General features: G+C 36.6%; 23 protein-coding genes, 1 tRNA gene, 1 pseudogene and 1 CRISPR repeat array. Of the genes and pseudogenes, 22 read left to right on the top strand and 3 right to left on the bottom strand.

The window, feature by feature from the left end; translation table 11 throughout:
• Positions 1-22 precede the first annotated feature (22 nt).
• A tRNA-Arg gene (locus LRC_RS05465) sits at positions 23-96 on the bottom strand.
• Between the two features lie 129 nt (positions 97-225).
• On the opposite strand from LRC_RS05465, the gene LRC_RS10590 reads away from it, so the two are divergent.
• From LRC_RS10590 to cas2, 18 genes and pseudogenes are all read left to right on the top strand, one after another.
• Positions 226-375 (top strand): methyl-accepting chemotaxis protein, encoded by a 150-nt coding sequence (locus tag LRC_RS10590; RefSeq protein ID WP_080876831.1) that lies wholly within the window; start codon positions 226-228, stop codon positions 373-375.
• A 472-nt stretch (positions 376-847) separates the two neighbouring features.
• The gene (locus LRC_RS05460) at positions 848-1,672 is read left to right on the top strand and encodes a DNA/RNA non-specific endonuclease (RefSeq protein WP_014073505.1); all 825 of its coding nucleotides are present in this window, start codon (positions 848-850) and stop codon (positions 1,670-1,672) included.
• Between the two features lie 77 nt (positions 1,673-1,749).
• The gene (locus tag LRC_RS12275) at positions 1,750-1,983 is read left to right on the top strand and encodes a hypothetical protein (RefSeq protein WP_225354871.1); all 234 of its coding nucleotides are present in this window, start codon (positions 1,750-1,752) and stop codon (positions 1,981-1,983) included.
• A pseudogene (locus LRC_RS11955) lies at positions 1,874-2,397 on the top strand (nitroreductase family protein). The gene LRC_RS12275 and the pseudogene LRC_RS11955 overlap by 110 nt, the downstream one beginning before the upstream one ends.
• 80 nt (positions 2,398-2,477) lie before the next feature.
• Entirely contained in the window at positions 2,478-2,675 is a 198-nt protein-coding gene (locus LRC_RS05450; protein ID WP_258414218.1) for a hypothetical protein, read from the top strand.
• 134 nt (positions 2,676-2,809) lie between these two features.
• Positions 2,810-4,054 carry an RNA-guided endonuclease TnpB family protein gene (locus tag LRC_RS05445; RefSeq protein ID WP_014073504.1) on the top strand — a complete coding sequence of 415 codons (1,245 nt, stop codon included), beginning with the start codon at positions 2,810-2,812 and terminating at the stop codon, positions 4,052-4,054.
• Between the two features lie 122 nt (positions 4,055-4,176).
• On the top strand, positions 4,177-4,557 hold the full coding sequence (locus tag LRC_RS11950) for an endo alpha-1,4 polygalactosaminidase (RefSeq protein ID WP_241531264.1): 381 nt from the start codon (positions 4,177-4,179) through the stop codon (positions 4,555-4,557).
• Entirely contained in the window at positions 4,541-4,759 is a 219-nt protein-coding gene (locus LRC_RS11945) for a hypothetical protein (protein ID WP_014073503.1), read from the top strand. Before LRC_RS11950 ends, LRC_RS11945 begins: the two co-directional genes overlap by 17 nt.
• Before the next feature lie 149 nt (positions 4,760-4,908).
• Complete coding sequence (locus LRC_RS05435; protein ID WP_014073502.1) at positions 4,909-5,460, top strand: NUMOD4 domain-containing protein; 552 nt, start codon at positions 4,909-4,911, stop codon at positions 5,458-5,460.
• A gap of 51 nt (positions 5,461-5,511) precedes the next feature.
• Complete coding sequence (locus LRC_RS05430) at positions 5,512-6,189, top strand: DUF3862 domain-containing protein (RefSeq protein WP_014073501.1); 678 nt, start codon at positions 5,512-5,514, stop codon at positions 6,187-6,189.
• Positions 6,190-6,317: 128 nt separating this feature from the next.
• Complete coding sequence (cas6, locus tag LRC_RS05425) at positions 6,318-7,064, top strand: CRISPR-associated endoribonuclease Cas6 (protein ID WP_003693851.1); 747 nt, start codon at positions 6,318-6,320, stop codon at positions 7,062-7,064.
• 3 nt (positions 7,065-7,067) lie between these two features.
• The gene (cas8a1, locus tag LRC_RS05420) at positions 7,068-8,819 is read left to right on the top strand and encodes a type I-B CRISPR-associated protein Cas8b1/Cst1 (RefSeq protein WP_014073500.1); all 1,752 of its coding nucleotides are present in this window, start codon (positions 7,068-7,070) and stop codon (positions 8,817-8,819) included.
• Between the two features lie 18 nt (positions 8,820-8,837).
• Positions 8,838-9,728: a type I-B CRISPR-associated protein Cas7/Cst2/DevR gene (gene cas7i / locus LRC_RS05415; protein WP_014073499.1), complete on the top strand. Its 891-nt coding sequence runs from the start codon at positions 8,838-8,840 to the stop codon at positions 9,726-9,728.
• On the top strand, positions 9,715-10,485 hold the full coding sequence (gene cas5 / locus LRC_RS05410) for a CRISPR-associated protein Cas5 (RefSeq protein WP_003693854.1): 771 nt from the start codon (positions 9,715-9,717) through the stop codon (positions 10,483-10,485). The genes cas7i and cas5 overlap by 14 nt, the downstream gene beginning before the upstream one ends.
• 62 nt (positions 10,486-10,547) lie before the next feature.
• Complete coding sequence (locus LRC_RS05405) at positions 10,548-12,860, top strand: CRISPR-associated helicase/endonuclease Cas3 (RefSeq protein ID WP_014073498.1); 2,313 nt, start codon at positions 10,548-10,550, stop codon at positions 12,858-12,860.
• Between the two features lie 23 nt (positions 12,861-12,883).
• Positions 12,884-13,372 carry a CRISPR-associated protein Cas4 gene (gene cas4 / locus LRC_RS05400; RefSeq protein WP_014073497.1) on the top strand — a complete coding sequence of 163 codons (489 nt, stop codon included), beginning with the start codon at positions 12,884-12,886 and terminating at the stop codon, positions 13,370-13,372.
• A gap of 17 nt (positions 13,373-13,389) precedes the next feature.
• Positions 13,390-14,379 carry a type I-B CRISPR-associated endonuclease Cas1b gene (gene cas1b / locus LRC_RS05395; RefSeq protein WP_014073496.1) on the top strand — a complete coding sequence of 330 codons (990 nt, stop codon included), beginning with the start codon at positions 13,390-13,392 and terminating at the stop codon, positions 14,377-14,379.
• Complete coding sequence (gene cas2, locus LRC_RS05390) at positions 14,345-14,665, top strand: CRISPR-associated endonuclease Cas2 (protein WP_258414215.1); 321 nt, start codon at positions 14,345-14,347, stop codon at positions 14,663-14,665. The genes cas1b and cas2 overlap by 35 nt, the downstream gene beginning before the upstream one ends.
• Positions 14,666-14,846: 181 nt before the next feature.
• Positions 14,847-17,255: a CRISPR direct-repeat array (repeat unit 30 nt; unit sequence GTTTTTATCTAACTGATGAGGAATGTAAAT).
• Between the two features lie 60 nt (positions 17,256-17,315).
• On the opposite strand, the gene LRC_RS05385 is transcribed toward cas2, so the two are convergent.
• Together LRC_RS05385 and LRC_RS11940 are read right to left on the bottom strand one after the other, a co-directional pair.
• A complete protein-coding gene (locus tag LRC_RS05385; protein WP_241531266.1) occupies positions 17,316-17,912 on the bottom strand; it encodes an Abi family protein in 597 nt (198 codons plus the stop codon).
• Positions 17,858-18,178 (bottom strand): Abi family protein, encoded by a 321-nt coding sequence (locus LRC_RS11940; RefSeq protein ID WP_014073495.1) that lies wholly within the window; start codon positions 18,176-18,178, stop codon positions 17,858-17,860. The genes LRC_RS05385 and LRC_RS11940 overlap by 55 nt, the downstream gene beginning before the upstream one ends.
• 593 nt (positions 18,179-18,771) lie before the next feature.
• Here LRC_RS11940 and LRC_RS05380 point away from each other — a divergent pair.
• The 4 genes from LRC_RS05380 to LRC_RS05360 all read left to right on the top strand — a co-directional run bounded on the left by LRC_RS05380 (position 18,772) and on the right by LRC_RS05360 (position 21,280).
• Positions 18,772-18,972 (top strand): hypothetical protein, encoded by a 201-nt coding sequence (locus LRC_RS05380; RefSeq protein WP_014073494.1) that lies wholly within the window; start codon positions 18,772-18,774, stop codon positions 18,970-18,972.
• 1 nt (position 18,973) lies between these two features.
• Entirely contained in the window at positions 18,974-19,216 is a 243-nt protein-coding gene (gene tnpB / locus LRC_RS05375) for an IS66 family insertion sequence element accessory protein TnpB (protein ID WP_014073493.1), read from the top strand.
• A 118-nt stretch (positions 19,217-19,334) separates the two neighbouring features.
• Positions 19,335-20,894: an IS66 family transposase gene (tnpC, locus tag LRC_RS10580; RefSeq protein ID WP_014073492.1), complete on the top strand. Its 1,560-nt coding sequence runs from the start codon at positions 19,335-19,337 to the stop codon at positions 20,892-20,894.
• A 107-nt stretch (positions 20,895-21,001) separates the two neighbouring features.
• The gene (locus tag LRC_RS05360) at positions 21,002-21,280 is read left to right on the top strand and encodes a serine/threonine protein kinase (RefSeq protein WP_014073491.1); all 279 of its coding nucleotides are present in this window, start codon (positions 21,002-21,004) and stop codon (positions 21,278-21,280) included.
• Positions 21,281-21,314 lie beyond the last annotated feature (34 nt).

Genomic DNA, 21,314 nt, shown 5'->3' with positions numbered 1-21,314 from the left:
GCTCGGTTAAGTAAGTTATGAATGATTCGGGTGAGATTCGAACTCACGACCGTCCGCTTAGAAGGCGGATGCTCTATCCAGCTGAGCTACCGAACCATCGCAACATCATTTATTATACGACATGGAAAAGGAGAATGTCAAATAAAATTTATGAAAAGATTGTAAAAACGTTTTCGTTACTAAAGGAACACGTGAAATCAATTGTGAACGTTTAACAAGAAATATGTGACTATCAAAGTGTCCAAAGATTATTCCGGCGAAATTTCGCACCGGACGAACCGGCTTGCTTTGAACGCTTCAATTGAAGCAGCCGGCACCGATGAAGACGGCAAAGGTTTCCTGGTCGTTGCTTCAGAGGTTCCCAGTCCGGTCTAACAAAGTTAAAAATAAACGCATGAAATTGAAGAGATCATTTTCTGAATCAAAAATCAATCGAATCTGACGGTTGAAAAAGAACAAGAATCGTTCAGCGGAACCAAAAGCAGATGAAACTCATCGAAAGTGCCATCAAGTCGACATCAGAAGTCTGAAAGAGCAATCAAGGGCTGGCCGACAGCATGGCACAGGTCAAGGATGCAAGCGTCAAGATTGAAGAGATTCAGGGGCAGGTAATGACAAGTCTTGAAGGCATTTCGTCCTCAACGGAAGAAAATGCTGCCGGGACGTAGGAAGTTTCTGCAAATTCCGAAGAGGTCATGGCAACGATGAACTGGCTCAACGGAATTATTTCAGAACTGAAGAAAAATACCGGCCATTTCAAGATTTGATCAAATTTTTTCAACACTCTGCATTTTGTAGGGTGTTTTTGTTATAATGGAAACATCTTGTGGAATGCAGAGGAAAAACAATGGTCAAAAGAAGAAAACAAAACAAAAGCTTTGCGACCCTGATCATTGCCATCGGGGTGGTCCTGCTGAGCTGGACTGCCTTCGGCAAAAAAATCGGCTTGGACGAGTGGCTGAATTCAGGAGGTCAATCTCAAACAAGCCGCGTCCAAAACGACGAAAGCACACCGGAAAGACAGCTTGCGGAAAGCGTTTTGAGCGATTCGATCAGACAAAGACTCGGACAGAAAATCGAGTGGAACGGACATGGAGCCTTCATCATCAATGATAACAAGACCGATTTGAATGCCAATGTTTCAAGTGCTCCGTATGCGGTCAACAGAAAAGAAACCGGGGCGATGATTGGGGATGCCTGGCTGAACAAGACGACCAGACAATACAAAAATCGCAGCGAAACCGGCCAAGGCAGGACCGACTGGCGCCCCCAAGGCTTCAAACAAAAACTTGATTTGAGCGGTCGCTACTCTCATGCTTACGACAGAGGTCACTTGCTGGCTTATGCTTTGGTCGGGGGACTGAGAGGGTTTGACGCATCTGAATCCAATCCAGACAATATCGCAACGCAAACGGCCTGGGCAAATGAGGCCCAAAGCGCAAATTCGACCGGTCAAAACTACTATGAAGGACTTGTCCGAAAAGCGCTTGATCAAAATGAACGGGTTCGCTATCGCGTTACCGATTTGTTTGAAGAAGGCAATCTGGTTCCTTCCGGGGCGCATATTGAGGCCAAAAGCAGATCGGGATCGCTTGAATTCAACGTGTTCGTGCCAAACGTTCAAAAGGGCATCGAAATCAATTACCAAACCGGAGATGTCAGCGTCAAATAATTTTTGAAAGCAGCTCGCGTCATAGCGAGTTGCTTTTTTTGCAATCTGCTCAATAAAAAAATAAAGGAGGGAAATATATGGACTTTAAAGAGGCGATGAAAAAACGACACGTCGTGCGCAGATATCGGGATGAAGAGCTTGACTTAGAAAACGTTCTCAGCCTTAAAAAAGCGCGTCGAAGAAGACAACGAGAAATATCAGGTGCACGTCAAACTGGAAACGGAGGATTCTTCAGCACTGAATCTCATGGGAAAACTGGCTTCCAAAAATGCTGCCAACTATTTTATCATGTCAGGAAAAGAAAGCGCTGATCTGAACGAGAGATTGGGATATGTCGGAGCAGACCTGATGCTTTATGCCCAAACGCTTGGACTCAACACCTGGTGGATTGGCGGAACGTTCAGCAAAAAAACGTCGAAGGAAAAGTTCCCAATCAAAAAGTCATCGGAATCATTGTTGTCGGGTATGGGGAAACCGCTGGGGAACGGCACAAGCAAAAGGATGTCGAAGCAGTCAGTTCATACGAGGGTGAGACACCGGACTGGTTCGTTGCCGGTGTAAATGCAGCGCTGCTTGCACCCACTGCATTTGGCAAACAAAATTTTCTGATCAGCGGAAAAGGTCAAAAAGTCGCTTTGAAATGCGACACCTGCGGAGAAGATCTCGGACTTGTGAAGTATCACTTTGAGCTCGGTGCGGGAAAAGAGAACTTTGAGTGGGAATAGTCTTTACAAGTTAACATAAAATAAATGGAATATTATTAAAACATAACGGAGAAGCTATAAAAGCAAAGCACATAAAATGCTTGGCAGTGCTCTTTTCAGCAGTAACCGTACTCCTCGTAGCATGCCGCAAAGATTCTTTTGATTACGGCGTGTTTATCGGTGATGACATGAATCAGCAGAAAAAATACGAGCGTTATGACAACATAGTGGTTGATCCGAGCAGCTTCAAAAGCAAGCAGGTTGAAACTTTGAAAGCAGACGGCAAAAATGTTTATTGATGGTTAGGTCGTAATACCCGTGACTTTAGTCATGGGATATAAGACCACTGTGAACGCCATGAGGTGTTCTTTTTTAACTTTTTTAATCATTGTGATATAATATAAATATGATTAAAAGAAAGGAGGCGAATACAATGCAACAAACACTGACTGCTAAGATTCGACTGTATCCGACAAACGAACAAATAGTTTCGTTTAAGGCAATAACCAAGGAATATCAACGTCTATGCAATATTGTCAGTCAATGGTATTTTGACGGACATTTTAATGCAAACCAAAAGGTCTTTCAGAAAGATATGTATCGCTATCTGCGAAATGAATCACCAAATCTTAATTCACAAATGGTACAGTCGACTTATCGAACGGTTAAGGCACGATATGATACGGTGAGAACTCAATTGTATCAATGTCCTTATCGTTATGATACTGAAGTGATTGATGAAAAAACTGGCAGACATATTTGGAAATCCGTTCCCCGAACCTTAGATTGGTTATGGAAGCCAATTCACTTCAAACGTCCACAGGCAGACTATGTACACGGTTCTAACTATTCTTTTGTCAAGAATCGTACCATGATTTCGCTTAATGTTTTAGGAAAGCGAATTAAGGTACCCTTCAAAGCTGATTATCTAGCATATTTGTTTTCTGCTAATGCAAAATTGGGAACGGCTAAACTAGTACAGCTTAAAAAGCATTGGTTCTTACATGTTCCTGTTACAATTGAAGTCAGTGAATGGAAACAACTTCGCAATCAGCATATTGTGGGTATTGACCGTGGTTTACGACAAATTATGACCATCTATGATGAAAAAGGAAAAACTAAGTTTTTTAACGGCAAGCAAGTTGCCCATCGTCGAAAGAAATATGCCTACCTGCGTAAACGCCTGCAGTCTGCCAATACCAAATCAGCAAAACGTCATCTGAAACGATTGGCTGGACGAGAGAACCGTTGGATGGAAGATGTTAATCATCGACTGTCTAAGACACTCGTACAACACTACGGAGCAAATACTCTGTTCGTTTTAGAAGACTTGACCAACGTATCATTTGATGAGAAAAACCAAGGCGCTCGTGACCGTAATCGTGATTTGCATTCATGGTCGTTCTACGATTTGCAAGTTAAGCTGACATATAAGTCACAGGCTAATCAATCACAAGTATTGATTGTATCAGCCAAATACACCAGTCAAAGATGCCCTAAATGCGGTCAAATTTGCAAAGAAAACCGCAATCATGCACTACATCGCTATGATTGTGCATACTGCGGTTTTAAAACTAATGATGACCGTGTTGGCGCAATGAATCTGTACGAACTGGGCAAGCAATATCTTACTGGAAACGAGCATCCTAAGTTTGAATTAAATAACGTTACCGACTGACATGTTGGTAATCTAGGGTGCTGTCAACCACCCAAACGTAGCCACTTCGTGAAGAAGCACATTCGTGCGCTACTACTTCTAAGTCATTAGACTTGTGAGCTACAAGCCACCGATTTTAATCGGTGGTAGTTGACGCATACCTCAACATCGGTTCGCTTGAAAATGCTCAGCCCTATTATAAAAGTTATGAAGACGTCATGCTTGATAGATATGACGGCTGGCCGGATGAACATTGGGCAGACGTCACCAAGGAAAAATGGCAGCGTCTGGTGGTTCAGGATCGGGCTCAAGTGTATAAGGAACGAGGATTAGATGGCCTGTTCATTGATAACACCGATGTTTATTATCGATATCATACGCCTGAAGTCTATCAGAGCCTGAAGTCGATGCTTGCATCACTCAAACGACAGGAGTTCAAGCTGATCGTCAACGGAGGAGACGTCTTTGTTTCTGAAACGTTAAAAGACGGCAGTGCTAAAAAGCTTTATGATGGCGTCAATTAAGAAGACGTATTCACGACATATGATTTCAACAAGAAAAAATACGGATTATTACGAAAGATACCTTAAGCAGGCCAAAAAAGCAGGACTTGACGTCTACATCGTCGAATATCGACCCGGCAGGGAACTTTCAGAAAAAATCGACGCATATTGCGAGCGACACGGGTATAAATGGTACAATGCCGACAGAATCAAATTGAATTAAAAGAGAAGACCGAAATCATTTTTAATGGTTTCGGTATTTTTTCTGCAAAAAAATGCTAATTGCCGCAAATTTGCGGTAATTAGCGCTTAAAAAAAGCGTATGATAAGACTCAAGATGATATTTCATGAACGAAAGTGGGCAAAAAACACATGGTCTGGAAAGAAATCAAAGGTTACGAAGGACGCTACATGGTGTCCGATACCGGCAAAATCATGAGCATGCCAAGAACGATCAAAACGTCAAGAGGCTACAGAACGATTTCCAAAAAAAGAATTCTCAAGTGCAGCAAGCTGAGAAACGGCACCAAGATAATCCGTCTGGTTGACAAAGACGGCAACAAGAAGAACTATACCGTAGCTCAAGTCGTTGCCAGGACGTTTATCGAAAATGATGATCCTAAGCGAACCTTCGTGCGCCACATCGACGGAAAAGAAGGCAACAACAATGTCAAAAACCTTAAATGGGACTATCCGGGACGTGCCGCATCCACTGACTACGGATTCAAAAGAAGAAAAAAATTCAAGAATCGAAACACCGGCCCGATTCAAGCATTCAAAAACAACGTCTTCTGCGGCGAATTTCAAACGGCTACGGAAGCGGCACGACATTTCGGTTTCAAGAATACCGTCGGAATCTGTCTTTGTTTGAAGGGAAAACAGAAGACGGCAGGGGGGATGGAGTGGAGAAGAAAAGAAGAATAAAAATTAAATCGTGTAAAGCTGTTAAAGATATATTTATTTGAGGAATTAACTATGAAAAAGAAGATTACAGATGAAAACGGAAAAGTATATGTGGAAAAGAAACCATTTTACAAAAAAGGATGCTTTTGGATTCTGGCAGTCATTGCAATAATTATTATCGGTGCCGTTGCCGGTGGCGGAGATGACAGCAGCAGTGACAAATCTGCACGAAGCAGTAATGCTGAAACATCGCATAAAAAAGATGACAGAATTATTTCGAAAAATGCGGAACTGAGAAAGAAGTTCGACGCAATCGTCGTTGGCGATCTGATGAGCAACGGAGATGGCGGGACATCTTTGACCGACGTTGAAAAACCATTGGGCAAGCCCGTTTCCACATCAACAACCAATCTTCAAAACGTCAAAGTTAAAGATGAAACGTGGACTAAAGACGGCGTGACGGTCACGGTTCAGTTTAATGATGACAAGACGGTTTCAAAAGACATAACCGGTTTCAAATTTACGCGTTCTCCCAAGCTTGACTTGAAGGCATTCGATTCAATCGCAGACGGGGCCAACTATGACGATGTCGTCAAGCGATATGGGGAACCTGACAATCTAAATGAAATGAAAATCGGCGGTGAAACAACGCTCAATGCAACGTGGGTCACAGGAACCAAGGGTGGCACGGCAACGTTGACGTTTGAAAACGGAGGGATGACGAGCAAGACGCAGGTTGATTTGAAGTAGGGGCTATTTTTTCAAGATAAATTCATGAATTTGTGCAGAAATAATATTAATATATGGATAACATGATTAAATAATTATAAAACGTTCATCTTGATTAATATATAATTCATGACGACGGAGGTGTCATAATGAGATATCGTTTACCTATTTTGTTAATGTTAAAAGATCAGAGTAAGGAACCGTTATTGGATATTTCTTACCAGGCAAAAATGCTGTCATTGGTAAAGAGGGGATTGTCAGGAACAAATCCTGAATTGTTTCATAAGATGTATGATGAAAATGTTCAAAAAAAGTTTGCTATGAGCGTATATTTTCCATATTCCAAAATAGAGAATAAAAAGATAATACTTAGTTCAGATGGGCCAAATGCAGTGTTATATTTTTCAACTGCGGACAATAAATTGGCATTAGAATTTTATAATGCATTTATTTGGCTAAATCATCAAGGAGTATTTTCTTTCGATAAAAATCTTAACTGCAAGATAGGAAAATTGTCTATCGTAAACGAGCCTGTGATTTTGACAGAAAAAGTTCTAATTAAAACAATGTCACCTTTAGTTGTTAGGGATGATAACGGAAGGTTTTTATCATGCATAACTGATGATGATGTTAATGATTATAATAGTGCTTTGAAACATATTACTTCCATGAAATTGTCAGGTAGTAATTTGTGTAATTTGGTTGATGGGCTAGTTATTTCACCAATTAGAACAAAGAAAACTGTTATTAAACCTTTCGACATATTTATTGAGGCAACAACTGGCATTTTTGAAATTAACGGCAATCCTACATTGATAGATAGGATGATTAAAGAAGGCATTGGTGAAAAATGCGGTAGCTTTGCTGGATTGTGCAAAGTAATGGAGAAGGTGTAATCAATGGGTGAAAAAATTAAATTTTCCAAGGGCAGTTGGTTGGAAAATGCAGGTATAGTCGGCATCATTCGGATACTAGGGATTGATACTGACGATGATAATGGGAAAAATGAATTAGTCATTGATTCTAGCGATTTGATAAATTTTTCAGAAAAATATTTTAAATATTTTGTTACAAAATATGGTAGGTGTACTAAATACCACGATATCATATCTTTTCGAGGTCAGATTGACGATTGGATTAGTGGTAATTTAGAAAAATTTGATGAAAAAGATAAGAAGAAACTTGAAAATCTCCTTAACAAAATAAAGCAATTCGTAGATTCTAAAAGTTATGAGAAAGTCAAAGAGTTGATAAACTCAAAGTTCGATGTTGAGAACGCTCTTAAAAAATGTAGGAACTATTATAGGGAATATAATAAATTATGTAAGGTAGAAGATAACGATAATAAAAAATCAACATCAATTTTAGAAATGATGTTAAAAGAGATAGGAAATATCATTGATTATTTTGATAGAGATGATAGTCATAAATATTTTCCTGCTAAAATTATTTGTTATAAAATTATATCTATGGGATGGAACAATGTCGCATTTTTAAACAAAAATAGCAAAGAGAAAGATTTTATTAAAGAGTATAATGATTACTTTATCAATCCCGTGGTTGAATATTTTAATTCAAATCATGATAAAGATAAATATTTGTGTTCTACTTGCGGAAGAAGAATTAAGAAAGGAAAAAGATGCTCATATAGTTATAGCTTTATTAACGGGATGGGGTATGATGTAGAGAAGAAAAAAAGCAATTCTTGGAACTACGTTAATGATTTGTTGATTTGTCCAATATGTAATTTTATGTACTCCGCAATTCCTGCAGGCTTTAATTATAATTATTTTGATGGAAAAGGCATATTTATAAATTATACAAGAAATTTAAATGAGCTTGTAAAGAGAAATGATGCTATTTTAACTAAGATGATTTCAGATAGCGGTGAAGCTAATAGGAATGCCAAGTCACCTTATGCAGCATTTGTAAATTCTTTTAATTTCAAGAGTATCGAAAGTTCCAAGTATAATTTGGCTAATATTCAAGTAATTAATTTTGATAATTCAAAAGGATGTAAGTATATATTTACAACAGTTCCTAAATTAGCTTCTGCAGTGTTGTACGATTGCATAAATAAGAGTTTTGGGACTGATGATAATCTGATTTCGGTTTTGGAAAATGCTTGGATAAAAGACTATCGCGGCATTGATCGTTATAAAATACTTGACGATGTTGTTAAAAGAATTATTAACTCTGCGAATATGGATAGCCTCATATATACAATAGAATTGTTAAAGGCAACCGATTCAAATGATTTAAACTATAATGATTTTTGTATCTCTGCAATATTGAATATAAATTATTTATATTATAAAGAATTAAACAAAGAAGGAGGTCTGGGTTGTATGACTATTGATGAAAAAGATCTTAAAAAGTTTAGAAGGGAAGGAATTATTATTAGGGATGCATATCGAAGCAAGTATAATGAAAATAAGGCAAAGGGATTAGCATACAGACTTTTACAAAATTTGAAGGCTAATAACCAGCAAGAATTTCTCAATAATATTTTGAATTCATATTTATATTTAGACAGAATTATTCCTAGTGAGTTTATATCAAAACAAGGTCAAGATATTGAATTCAACCAGTTAGGATATGCTTTTGTTGCAGGCTTGATTTCAGATTCAAAAGATAATGTTGAAAAATAATTCATGGAGGGGTTAGTTATGAAAAATAGTGGACTTACAGTAACAATCGTTATGCAGGCAAATAGTGCTAATTACGGTGAAAGTATTGGAAATGTTTCTTCTTTAAAGAAGTTAACACGTCAAGGCGGAAATCAGTACACCTATATTTCTAGACAGGCATTAAGATATAATATAGTCGAACAATTTGGGGAAACGTTTGCCACTCTTGGTGCGGAGGGATCTGGAGATAAAAAAGTAATTCAGTTTTCCAAAGATGCAACCATTGATAAGTTTCCTGAAATAGATTTTTTTGGTTATATGAAGACGCAAAAAAATGCAAATGCTCTTACTCGTTCAGCTAAGGTTAGACTGTCGAATGCAATCAGTCAAGAACCATATTTTGGAGATATTGATTTCTTAACTAATAAGGGACTTGCCGACAGGATGAAGAATAATGGGGTGGATGTTAATAATAGTATTGCCCAGTCGGAAATCCATGAAGCATATTATGCTTATACAATGACAATTGATTTAGATCAAATAGGGGTTGATGATAACTATAACATAAATCTTAGTAATGCTGAGAAGAGTAGGAGAGTAAAAAAACTTCTTGATGTTGTTCAGTATCTTTATAGAGATATACGCGGAAGACGTGAAGATCTCAAACCGTTGTTTATTATTGGAGGAGTGTATGATTTAAAAAATCCTTTGTTTGAGAATGATGTGAGAATAAAGAAAAACAAGGTTGTTGTTGAATCTATAAATTCCGTATTGGAAAATAAAGAAATCAGGGACAATACTTTTGTGGGAATGGTTCCTGGAATTTTTGAAAATGATAATGAGGTTAGAGAAAAACTGGACGCAACAAATATTAATAGCGTTATTGAAAGTTTACAGAAGAAAGTATCTGATTATTATGAAGGCAATTAGACTTGAAATTTATCAACAAACAGCTAATTATCGCATTCCAAACAGTTGTTTTTTTAGAGAAAGCTATCCATTACCGCCGTATTCAACAGTTATAGGTATGATTCATAATTTGTGTGGATATACGGAGTATCATCCTATGTATGTGAGTGTTCAGGGATCTTTTGCTTCAACTACAAGTGATCTTTTTACAAGATATGAATTTGGTAATAGTAAATTTGATGAAAAAAGGCATCAGTTTAACGTTGGTGGATATGGTGTTTGTCGAGGGATAGGAAATACTCAGTTATTAGTTGATGTCAACCTTTTAATTCATATAATTCCTCAGAATCAAGAAGAAATTGGTAAAATATATGAATCTTTGAGTAATCCAAAAGAGTACCCTTCTCTAGGAAGAAGAGAGGATTTGGCACTTTTTAAAGATGTAGAAATTGTTGAAGTTAGAAAAATGAGTGATGATGATGCTCTTCCGGAAAGAGTGGATTGTATGTCTGCTTATATTCCATTGGTATTGGACAACTCTATTATGGGAATCGATGGCGAAATTAAACAATCTAAAATGGTTGCACTGAGATATAAAGATTTAGTTAAAGGAACAGAGTATAACATAAATAAAGATTATACACTTCATGAAATGCAACGTGGTAGATTTGAACGTATGTGGAATAAAGTTAAGGTGACATATGTTTCTGACTATAAAGTAAAATGGGGTAACGTTTTTATTGATGCTGATAATAATTGCCCGATTTTTCCAGCATAGTATTTAAATTTAGATATTGACAGATAGCGACACATTGTGTCGCTATTTTTGGAGGTGTTTCTATGGAATATTTAGCAAAATCAAGCGGTGAAACGATAGTAGATCATACAAAGGAATTATTGAAGAGACTTGCCATTTTAAAAAAGTTATACCCGAATGCCTTAAAAAACGATGGATGGAGATTGTTGGAAATTGCATGTAAATACCACGATCTCGGTAAGATGAACCGTAAATTTCAAAGTAAACTTTTAGAAGGAAAAAGCAAAATAGAAGGAGAAATACCTCATGCATTGCTAAGTATAAGTATGTTGCCATTTGATGAATTAGAAGAGGAATTTGATGATGAACAAATAAGAGCATTAACATATTCAATAGCATTGCATCATGCAAGAGATTTTTCTGAAATTACTGAATCGAATTATGATAATGAAATTGAGTTGGTTAGAAAGGAGGAGGATAAATTTCCTTTTTATTTATTAGGTTTGAAAAGGGATAGTGAATTTGAAAAAAAGGCCGTAGGAAGGTTTTATGAAAGAATTATTGTTCAAAATGAGTATTTCGATTTAGATGCCCGATTATCATCTTCAGATCCAGAGTATGATTACTTTGTTATTTTGAAAGGATTTTTGAATCGTATAGATTATGCGGCGTCAGGCGGCTATGATATTGAATCTCCTGGCCGAATAAATTTTGCCGATAGAATCAAAAAGTATCACAAGGATAAAAATGATGATTTTGAATGGAACGAATTGCAAAAATGGACTGTTGAACATAATGATGATAGCATCGTTTTTGTTGCTCAAACAGGCATGGGAAAAACAGAAGCTGCATTACGATGGGCAGGTAATAACAAAACTTTTTTTGTTCTGCCTCTTAGATCAGCGATTAATGCTATTTTTGATAGGGTTAGAACACAAGCATTTGGCAGTAAAGATGAATCTAATGAATACTTATCTATTCTATATTCGGATATGTCCAACAAGGTAATTGATAATTTTAGAGAAAAAAATAATGTTAATATAACTAACTACAAAGAATATGTGGAAAGATCAAGACAACTTTCACAACAACTTACAATAAGTACAATAGATCAAATATTTAGTTTTGTATATCATTATCAAGGGTTTGAAGCAAAAGTAGCTACACTATCATACAGTAAAGTTATAGTTGATGAAATTCAAATGTACTCTCCAAATTTATTGGCATATATAATATATGGCTTAAAAATTATACAAAAATATGGTGGGAAATTTTGTATAATGACGGCAACTCTCGCTCCGTTTATAGTTGATCTTATGAAAGAAAAGGGACTTAAATATAAATTACCAGAAAAAGAAAAACCGTTCTTAGATAAAAAATTGAATCGTAGACATAAAGTTAAAATTTTCCATTATGAATTGGATATTGATAAGGTTATGGAGATTTACAGAAAATTTGATGGAAATATATTGATAGTGTGCAATACGGTTAATAAGGCAATGCAAGTGTATGATGCATTATTTGAGCATATAGGTAATGATGTTCATATGATTCATAGTAGGTTTATTGCACGAGATAGAAAAAAGAAAGAAATAGAAATACAAAAATTTTCAAATGATCATTTAAAGGGTATTTGGATAGGAACTCAAGTAATTGAAGCTTCGTTGGATATTGATTTTGACGTTTTATTTACTGAATTATCCGAATTAAACGGATTGTTTCAGAGAATGGGGAGATGCTACAGAAGAAGAAATTATGTTGGTGATGAATATAATGTATACGTATATGATGGTGGGGAAAAAAATCCTAGCGGGATACATGGTGGTGGCAGAACTGTAGTGCATTACGGGATGTATAAGCTTAGTAAGAATGCGATAAATAACATTGATGGATATTTAAGCGAAGAAGAAAAGATAGATTTAATAAACAATGTATATACTACAAAAAAGATTAAAGAATCTGATGTAGCCAACGACTATATAGAAGAGGTCAAAAATACGATATCGTATCTAGAATCAGGGGCTGATGATGCGATTGACAGAAGAAGTGTGATGAAAAAATTTAGAGACATTGATTCAATTCAGTGTATGCCATATTCTGTGTACGAAAGCAATCGGATGTCTATTAAAGATAAAATATCTTTTTTAAATGATTATTATAAGGGAAAGAATAAATCAAAAGATTACTTAGATAAGAAAATTGAATATTCAAATTATCTAGACCAACTTACCGTTGCAGTTCCAACATATATAGTATATGAAGTTGAAAACATTTATAAGGTGATTGAAGTCGGAAAAAGAAATATAATTATTCTTTCTAAGGGATTTAACTATAGCTTTGATAAGGGATTGTCATTATCTAAAAATATTGATGATGAAGATAGCAACGTTTGGTGACATTAGTAAAGAGGCAATATATTATGGAAATAACTGGTAACATGATAAATTATTACTATGTTTGTAACAGAAAACTTTGGCTATTTACACACAATTTAGGTTTTGAAAATGAATCATCAAGAGTTCAGATTGGAAAATTAATAGACGAAGATAGCTATTCTAAAAATGAAAAGCACGTTATGATTGATTATGTTGTCAACATTGATATGATAAAAGATTGGAACATATTACATGAAATAAAAAAGAGCAACTCTATCGAAGAAGCAGCGGAATGGCAATTGAAATATTATATCTATTATCTTAGAAAAAAGGGAATAGATATAAGAAAGGGAATAATAGATTACCCTTCGATTAAAAAAAGAATTGAGATTATATACACTGATGAAGATGAAAATAAAATTGAAGAATTATTGCAACGAATAAGGAATATTGTAAATTTGAAACACGCTCCAAAAATAATTGATGATAAAATATGTAGATCATGTGCATATTATGAATATTGCTATATTTAATTAATGGAGGTGATTCGATGCAAAGTTATTATTTGTTTTCTAGTGGCACATTATTTAGAAAAGACAATTCAATTAGAATTCAGCGTGATGATGGCGAATATAAAGATTTGAAAATTGAAGTTACTAGGGACATATATCTATTTGGAGAGATCACATTAAATAGTAAGTGCCTGAATTATTTATCCCGAAATAGAATACCGGTGCATCTTTTTAACTTTTACGGTTTTTATACGGGTTCTTTTTATCCTAGAGAAACAAATGTGTCTGGAACTTTGTTGGTCAACCAGGTTATGGCTTTTGAGGATAAATATACTAGGCTTAGATTAGCAAAGAAATTTGTGGAGGGTGCTTCATATAATATTTTAAGGAATTTGAAGTATTATTCGCGTAGGGGCAAGGATTTGGAGGAACAAATTAGTAGAATAACTATGTTGGAAAAGGATATTGCTAAATCCGATACTATAAAGGAACTTATGGGGTTAGAGGGAAATATACATCGTGAATACTATAGCGCTTGGCAGACTATATTTGATAATAAGGTGAATTTCTCTTCTAGAGTCAGAAGGCCTCCGGATAATATGGTTAATACTTTAATTTCTTTCTTGAATATGATGGTTTACAGTACGTGTCTGAGCGAAATATATGTTACTCAGCTCAATCCTACTGTTAGTTATTTGCATAGTCCTGACGAAAGGAGATTTTCTTTGTGTTTAGATATTTCTGAAGTTTTTAAACCATTGATAGTAGATAGACTGATATTTTCGTTGATAAATAAAAAACAGGTTTCAGAGAAAGATTTTGAAAAGGGATCTAATGGTTGTTATATGAAAAAGAGTGCACTCAAAAAGGTAACTAAAGCGTACGATGATTATCTTAATAAAACTTTACGGCATCGGAGCTTGGGAAGAAACGTATCATATAGGCATCTGATACGCTTAGAGTGCTATAAAGTTATTAAAGATTTGATGGATGATGTTGAATATTCTCCTTTTAAAATTTGGTGGTGATAAGTTGTATGTAATTTTAGTTTATGATATAAGTGTTGAAAATAATGGGTCCAGGCGTATGAGAAGAGTTTTTAAAATATGTAAAAAATATCTTACTCATATCCAGAACTCTGTTTTTGAGGGAGAACTAACAGTTGCAAAATTAAATAAATTAAAATCAGAATTGTCTAAATGGATAGATAAAGATTTAGATTCAATAATTATTTTTAAAAGCAGAAGTAACAAATGGTTGATCAAAGAGTTTTGGGGTATGGACACATCCGCAGATACTTCAAATTTCTTCTAATATATCTGTCTATGTGTAATAAATAAATTATTACGGTGTTTCGACAGATTCTATAATTACTGATACGAAAGCATCTACTGATGTTCGAGCATATTATATATCAAATAAGCTTCAAATTTTTATTGCATTGACAGAAATACGCTTAAGATATATAGTGGTGTTAGTATTTTCAAACTATGGAGTTTTTATCTAACTGATGAGGAATGTAAATGTATCTGACGGGAACTTTTTTGTTTAAAATCTATTGACGTTTTTATCTAACTGATGAGGAATGTAAATACTGGCTAATACGAGAGCCAATGCAAAAATGAATATGTTTTTATCTAACTGATGAGGAATGTAAATTTTACCTTTTGAGTAAACCGCTCTGAAATGGGTGCTGTTTTTATCTAACTGATGAGGAATGTAAATCTTCTTTTTTATGCTATAATTACAAATGTAAAAATGTTTTTATCTAACTGATGAGGAATGTAAATGTGCTTCCGCGGGTGCAGCCATCAGCAGCAGACCCGCGTTTTTATCTAACTGATGAGGAATGTAAATTGGTATTATCGTGGGAGCGGAGTAAACATTGATTAGTTTTTATCTAACTGATGAGGAATGTAAATCTTTTTAATCGTGTTTAGACAGTCGGCTTCACAACTTGGTTTTTATCTAACTGATGAGGAATGTAAATCTTTTTAATCGTGTTTAGACAGTCGGCTTCACAACTTGGTTTTTATCTAACTGATGAGGAATGTAAATACTGAAAGAACTGCTGAATGATCTTCCTGACCTAGGTTTTTATCTAACTGATGAGGAATGTAAATGTTACTAACTCTCTTGTTTTCAACGGGCAAACGATGTTTTTATCTAACTGATGAGGAATGTAAATCACGGTTTGCAATAGCAAACTGAAAATAAAGAGAAAGTTTTTATCTAACTGATGAGGAATGTAAATTACAGAATTCAGGTAAGTATTCGGTGGAGAAACCAGTTTTTATCTAACTGATGAGGAATGTAAATTCAATAGTGACAATCGGGCGTGAAATCGTATTTCCGTTTTTATCTAACTGATGAGGAATGTAAATTTAACTAACTCAAAGTTTTTGCGCATTATATCCACCTGTTTTTATCTAACTGATGAGGAATGTAAATACCATTGATGAACTTAACCAGTTTCAGAAAACATGGTTTTTATCTAACTGATGAGGAATGTAAATGATGACACGATTAAAGAAGCTCAAAAAGAGTTTATGTTTTTATCTAACTGATGAGGAATGTAAATTTATAATATCCATAATCATATTGATTAAGAGTTTCATAGTTTTTATCTAACTGATGAGGAATGTAAATAAAGACAGCTCTTATGTTTGTACAGTCGCTTAACTCCGTTTTTATCTAACTGATGAGGAATGTAAATCGCCGCCGGCAACGGCAACTATTGCGACTGGTCAACGTTTTTATCTAACTGATGAGGAATGTAAATTGCTAAAAAATATCCTTTGTGGTTAGCAGCATATCGTTTTTATCTAACTGATGAGGAATGTAAATGTTGCCGTCAACGCTGGTATTCCCATATCCTAACGGTTTTTATCTAACTGATGAGGAATGTAAATTTAGTTGTGACGAGACCGTCTTTGTTGTACTCAAGGTTTTTATCTAACTGATGAGGAATGTAAATTACTCAAGCTGAGTCAACTCTTGCGTGTAGTAGCTGTTTTTATCTAACTGATGAGGAATGTAAATTAACTTTTGGCCGAGTTTTGTTTTGGTGAAGAAGAGTTTTTATCTAACTGATGAGGAATGTAAATTATTATATCGGGTATGCTAAAGTTAAATACGGTGCGTGTTTTTATCTAACTGATGAGGAATGTAAATTCTTTGCGCAGCTCATCGACCGTATCCTGATACCAGAGTTTTTATCTAACTGATGAGGAATGTAAATAAAGACGCAAGCAAAGAAAAAGGCGAGTTACTGGGGTTTTTATCTAACTGATGAGGAATGTAAATTTTGATTGCATAAAAGCAAATGTATCAACAATGACATGTTTTTATCTAACTGATGAGGAATGTAAATTATTACATTATATATTATAACTCTTACAAGCTAAAGTTTTTATCTAACTGATGAGGAATGTAAATTGTCCATACGGTCGATTTCTGCTTTAGGATCATCGGTTTTTATCTAACTGATGAGGAATGTAAATTCGTTTTTAACGTGGTAAACGACCTTCAGGACGTTCGTTTTTATCTAACTGATGAGGAATGTAAATTGCGCCAGCTTGAGGTCGTGGCTGATGCCTTTGTTGACGTTTTTATCTAACTGATGAGGAATGTAAATTGACTAAAGCCTCGGAAATAGCTCAAGCGGCAAAGGGTTTTTATCTAACTGATGAGGAATGTAAATGTAAAGGGCGCTTTGTCACGTTCGATTTTTCAAGTTGTTTTTATCTAACTGATGAGGAATGTAAAGTCGTATTTATCCATCAAAACGAAATTCTTTTGGCACTCAAGTTTTTATCTAACTGATGAGGAATGTAAATGACTTTGTAGCGGTTGAATCACTGTCGCGCGACAAGTTTTTATCTAACTGATGAGGAAATTCTTACAATGGTGACGATAAAAAAATAAAACAACGGAATCATATAATTTTAAATCGTTTTTAGCCTCATCCCCCAAACGCCCCCTCAAATCCTTCCCAACTGACGAACCCATAGGATTCAAGCGTCGTCTTGTCGCTTGAAAGGGCTAAGATTGCCTGTTTCAACGCATCCTTTTCCTCTTTTTCAACGTTGATTGTTTTTGCCAAATGCAGTATGACAACACAGCCCAGTGCGAACCTGTTCGTTGTCGTTTCTGTATCTTTCATGCGAAAAAGATATTTGGAATATGATTGGGGCGTTACGGGCCTTGTTTCGATTTTGATATCAATCAGGTTGCCGTTGTGACAGCAGCAGTTGCGGTAAAGCGCGATGCAGTCCATCCAACTGATGAGCTCGTTTACGCTGCAGTCATATATGGATGCGATTTCTTTGCGGTTGCGCTTGCTCATGAGCTTGTAGATGTGGATCAGTTCGCCGAGCGAAATGTGTTGCGAAAGCTCGAGAAGAGACTGGTTTTCTGGCTTGTCGCTTTTTGAAAGGTGAGTGATGGTGTTGATGAGCTGTTTTTGTTCCTGCTCAATGATTTTTCTGTCGACGGCATCGTATTTCAGGTATTTGTTAGGACCGTCAGTCTGGCACCAGGAAAAATGTCCTGGTAGCAAAGCGGACCGTATTTTTCGACAAGATGCGACGTAATTTTTGTGTTCAAGTCGATTTCAAGTTCTTGAATGATCGAAAAAACGGCCTGACGCAATTTTTTGTCAAGCCGGATTCGATCATGGACGTCTTGAAACGTGCAGCCGAATCGGCAAAGCGGTGTGGCATAGCTGATGAAACGATATGTACCAAGATGATCGATGATTGTTTGCTGCTTTTTGGTTGGTCCAAAATCATTGATGTTGAGCTTTTTGATTAGATCTGATTGCACCACGGATGCTCGCTCCTTTGCATAAAAAAAACCTGCGCTCGGCCGCAGCCTTCGAAGCAGGGGGATTGAAACTTATTTTTTCAACTACATGATAACACTTGAAGCGTGTTTTCGCAATTACGAAACTTATTAATTGCCAAATATGTTCATTTTTGTTACGATAGTGATGAAGAAAGAGCTTATAAGAATGGAGTGGCATATATGGGAAAATTGACGAGCAGGGTAGAGAAGCTGTATCGGATTTTCAGCAAAGCTGCCGGGCTGTTTGCCGGGATGCGTGCGGTACTGTATTTTGTCGGAAGAAGAAAAAGAAAGTAGTTTTTGGAAGCGGTCAGGCAATCTGATCGCTTTTTTGGCAAGCAATAATCTGCCTTTCATCGTGCATACAGATCCTTAAAAGAAAACAAGGGTGAAAACTCCGCACTTTAAAAGTGATACCATGGAAACTATCAGAAAATGGGGATTTTGGGCTTTCATGTCAAACCCTCGTTACATAATGAGGGTGGACTGTAAGCGGTCGTTAAAATAGCGTTCTTCATAAACCTCCGATATCTTGGTATGCTTTAGACATCAAGTATATCGGAGGTTTAATTATGAAATTGGATGACGTCGTGGAAGTCAACCTTGTTGACCTAAGCCCTAAAGAAACATATCGACCGGTCAGGGAAATGGCTGCGAAAATTATTACGGAAGATGTTGAAATCCGAATCTACAACGGAGCTTCGAGAGAGATTCTCAAAAATTTGAACAACTATCTTTGGTATCGTGATCAAAATGTTTTCAAATATAAATAATATGAAAATCTATCTCGTTTGCGGTAAGACCGATCTTCGCAATGGGATAGACGGATTGGCTGCTCTTGTTACCGAGGCGTTCAGTTTGGACGCCTATGATAATGCGATTTTTCTGTTTTGCGGTACACGTTCCGATCGTTTCAAGGCTCTTTACTGGGACAAAACAGGATTCGTGCTGTATTACAAGCGCATCGAAACGGACGCTTTCAGTGGCCGAGAAATCAGAGCGAGGTCAAAAAGATAAACGCGCATCAATTGCGCAGACTCTTGGCCGGATTTTCCGTAGAGGAAAAGAAAACCATTCTTCCTTGTGAAAAAGGGCTGCTTTGTTAAATATTGATACTCCTGCCTTACATTTTTATATGGATTTGGCAGGAGTTTTCATGTATAATTCAATTCATGCATACGGAACGGAGGTGAACGAGATGGACGAAAAAGATAAGCGTATCAAAGAGCTGGAACAACAAGTCGCTGAACTGAATGAACGAATTGCTTTTCTGACAAGCAAACTTTTTGGAAAAAAAACTGAAAAAACGCGCCGTCTTCAAGAAGATGACAGACAATTAGACCTGTTTGATCTGGAAGAAGAACAAAGCGAAAAGACTGAAGATTCCAAAGAGGCTTCGGTAAAATCGTATACCAAAAAGATTCGCAAAAAAAACCGGAAGATTGATACTTCAAAAATTCCGGTCGAAATTGTGAATCATGTGATGCCTGATGAAAAATGTTCCTGCCCTAAGTGTTGTGCCCGTCTCGTTCAGGTCGCGAATCCTAAGATTCGTGAAGAGGTGAAGTTCATACCGGCAAAACTCAGGCTTCTCGAACATCATCAGGCAGTATACAAGTGCCCTGAATGTTCTTCGGACGATCATTCGAAAATTTCAAAAGCTCCGATGCCCCGTTCGCTCATCAGTCACAGTAAGACAGGATCTCCTTCGATCATTGCGCATATTGCCGCGATGAAGTACGTCTACAAAGTTCCTTGCTATCGCCAGGAGGCAATGTGGAAGCTTAGGGGATTGCCGTTGACTCGTCAACAAATGTCAAAATGGATGATCGACGTCTTCAACAATCAGCTTTCGCCGCTGTATGATCTTTTATTGAAAGAGCTGAAAAGGCAGCGATTTCTTCATGTGGATGAAACACCTTATAATACTTTGGCTTCAGAAAAAGCAAACACTTATTATTGGGTTGTCACAAGTGGAAAATTTGAAGAAAAAAATATTGCCGCATTTACTCACAGTGACGGAAGATCATCCGATACTGCCAAGAAATTGTTGAGCGATTTTAATGGTTATGTCCAAACTGACGGCTATGCCGGATATAATTTTCTCGACAGGACCAGACACCTGGGGTGCCTGGCTCATGTTCGTCGCTATTTTGTCGATTCTTTGAAAAACAGCAGCTACAAAGCCTCAAAATCTTTTAGCGGAGAAATAGTCAAAGACATCGATGAAGTCTTTGAATTGGAAAGAAAACTCTCAACCAAATTCAATGATGACGAACGCTTGAACTATCGAAGAAGAAAACTCCTTCCTGTAGTCAAGCGGGTATTTTCCAAGATAGCTTCAGTTACCGCATCTGCCAAGTCAGCATTGGGAAGAGCCAAAAACTACGCCCTGGGTCAAGAAAAGAATATTCTGAACATCTTTGAAAAAGGATATTTTGAATTGTCCAACAACAGCGCAGAACGTGCTGTCAAAGAGAGCGTGATGGGGAGAAAAAACTGGCTGTTTTCATCAACTTTTGAAGGCGCAAGGGCTAATGCCGTTGCGTTGTCGCTGATATATACGGCCAAACTTAATCAGTTGGATCCTGAAAAATACTTGAGAAAAGTATTAACGGAGATTACCAACATTGAGGTATTTGATCCTGAAAGGTTCCGCCAACTTCTCCCATGGAACATCGATCTTACCTCATAAATAAGAAAATAAAAACGATGCATACGCAATAACCTGAGATAATAATACTATCTCGGGCTATTTGTGTACACACCGCTGTTTTAACGACCGCTTACGGTGGACTTTTGATGACTGAGTTATTTTCTGAACCGGAACAACTGAAAAAAATCGCCGAACCGTTATCCAACCGTTCGGATATCTATTCTTTGGGAATGACGCTTTATGTTTTGGCAAATGATAAAAAATTTCCGGATCAGCGCGATGTTTTGCCGGAGATTGAAGAAATCAGTGTTGAACTGAATGCGATATTGAGGAAAGCGTGCAGCTATTATCCTGGCAATCGCTATCAGAGCGCAGCAGAACTCAGAAAAGAACTCTTGAAATTGATGATAACGAAATATTGTTGAAAGGTCGCAGCAGGCGGCCTTTTTTTATGACAAA

Source organism: Ligilactobacillus ruminis ATCC 27782 (assembly GCF_000224985.1).
GTDB lineage: Bacteria > Bacillota > Bacilli > Lactobacillales > Lactobacillaceae > Ligilactobacillus > Ligilactobacillus ruminis.
The sequence above is the reverse complement of the archived record's forward strand: the minus strand, read 5'-3'. Positions and strand labels throughout refer to the sequence as shown.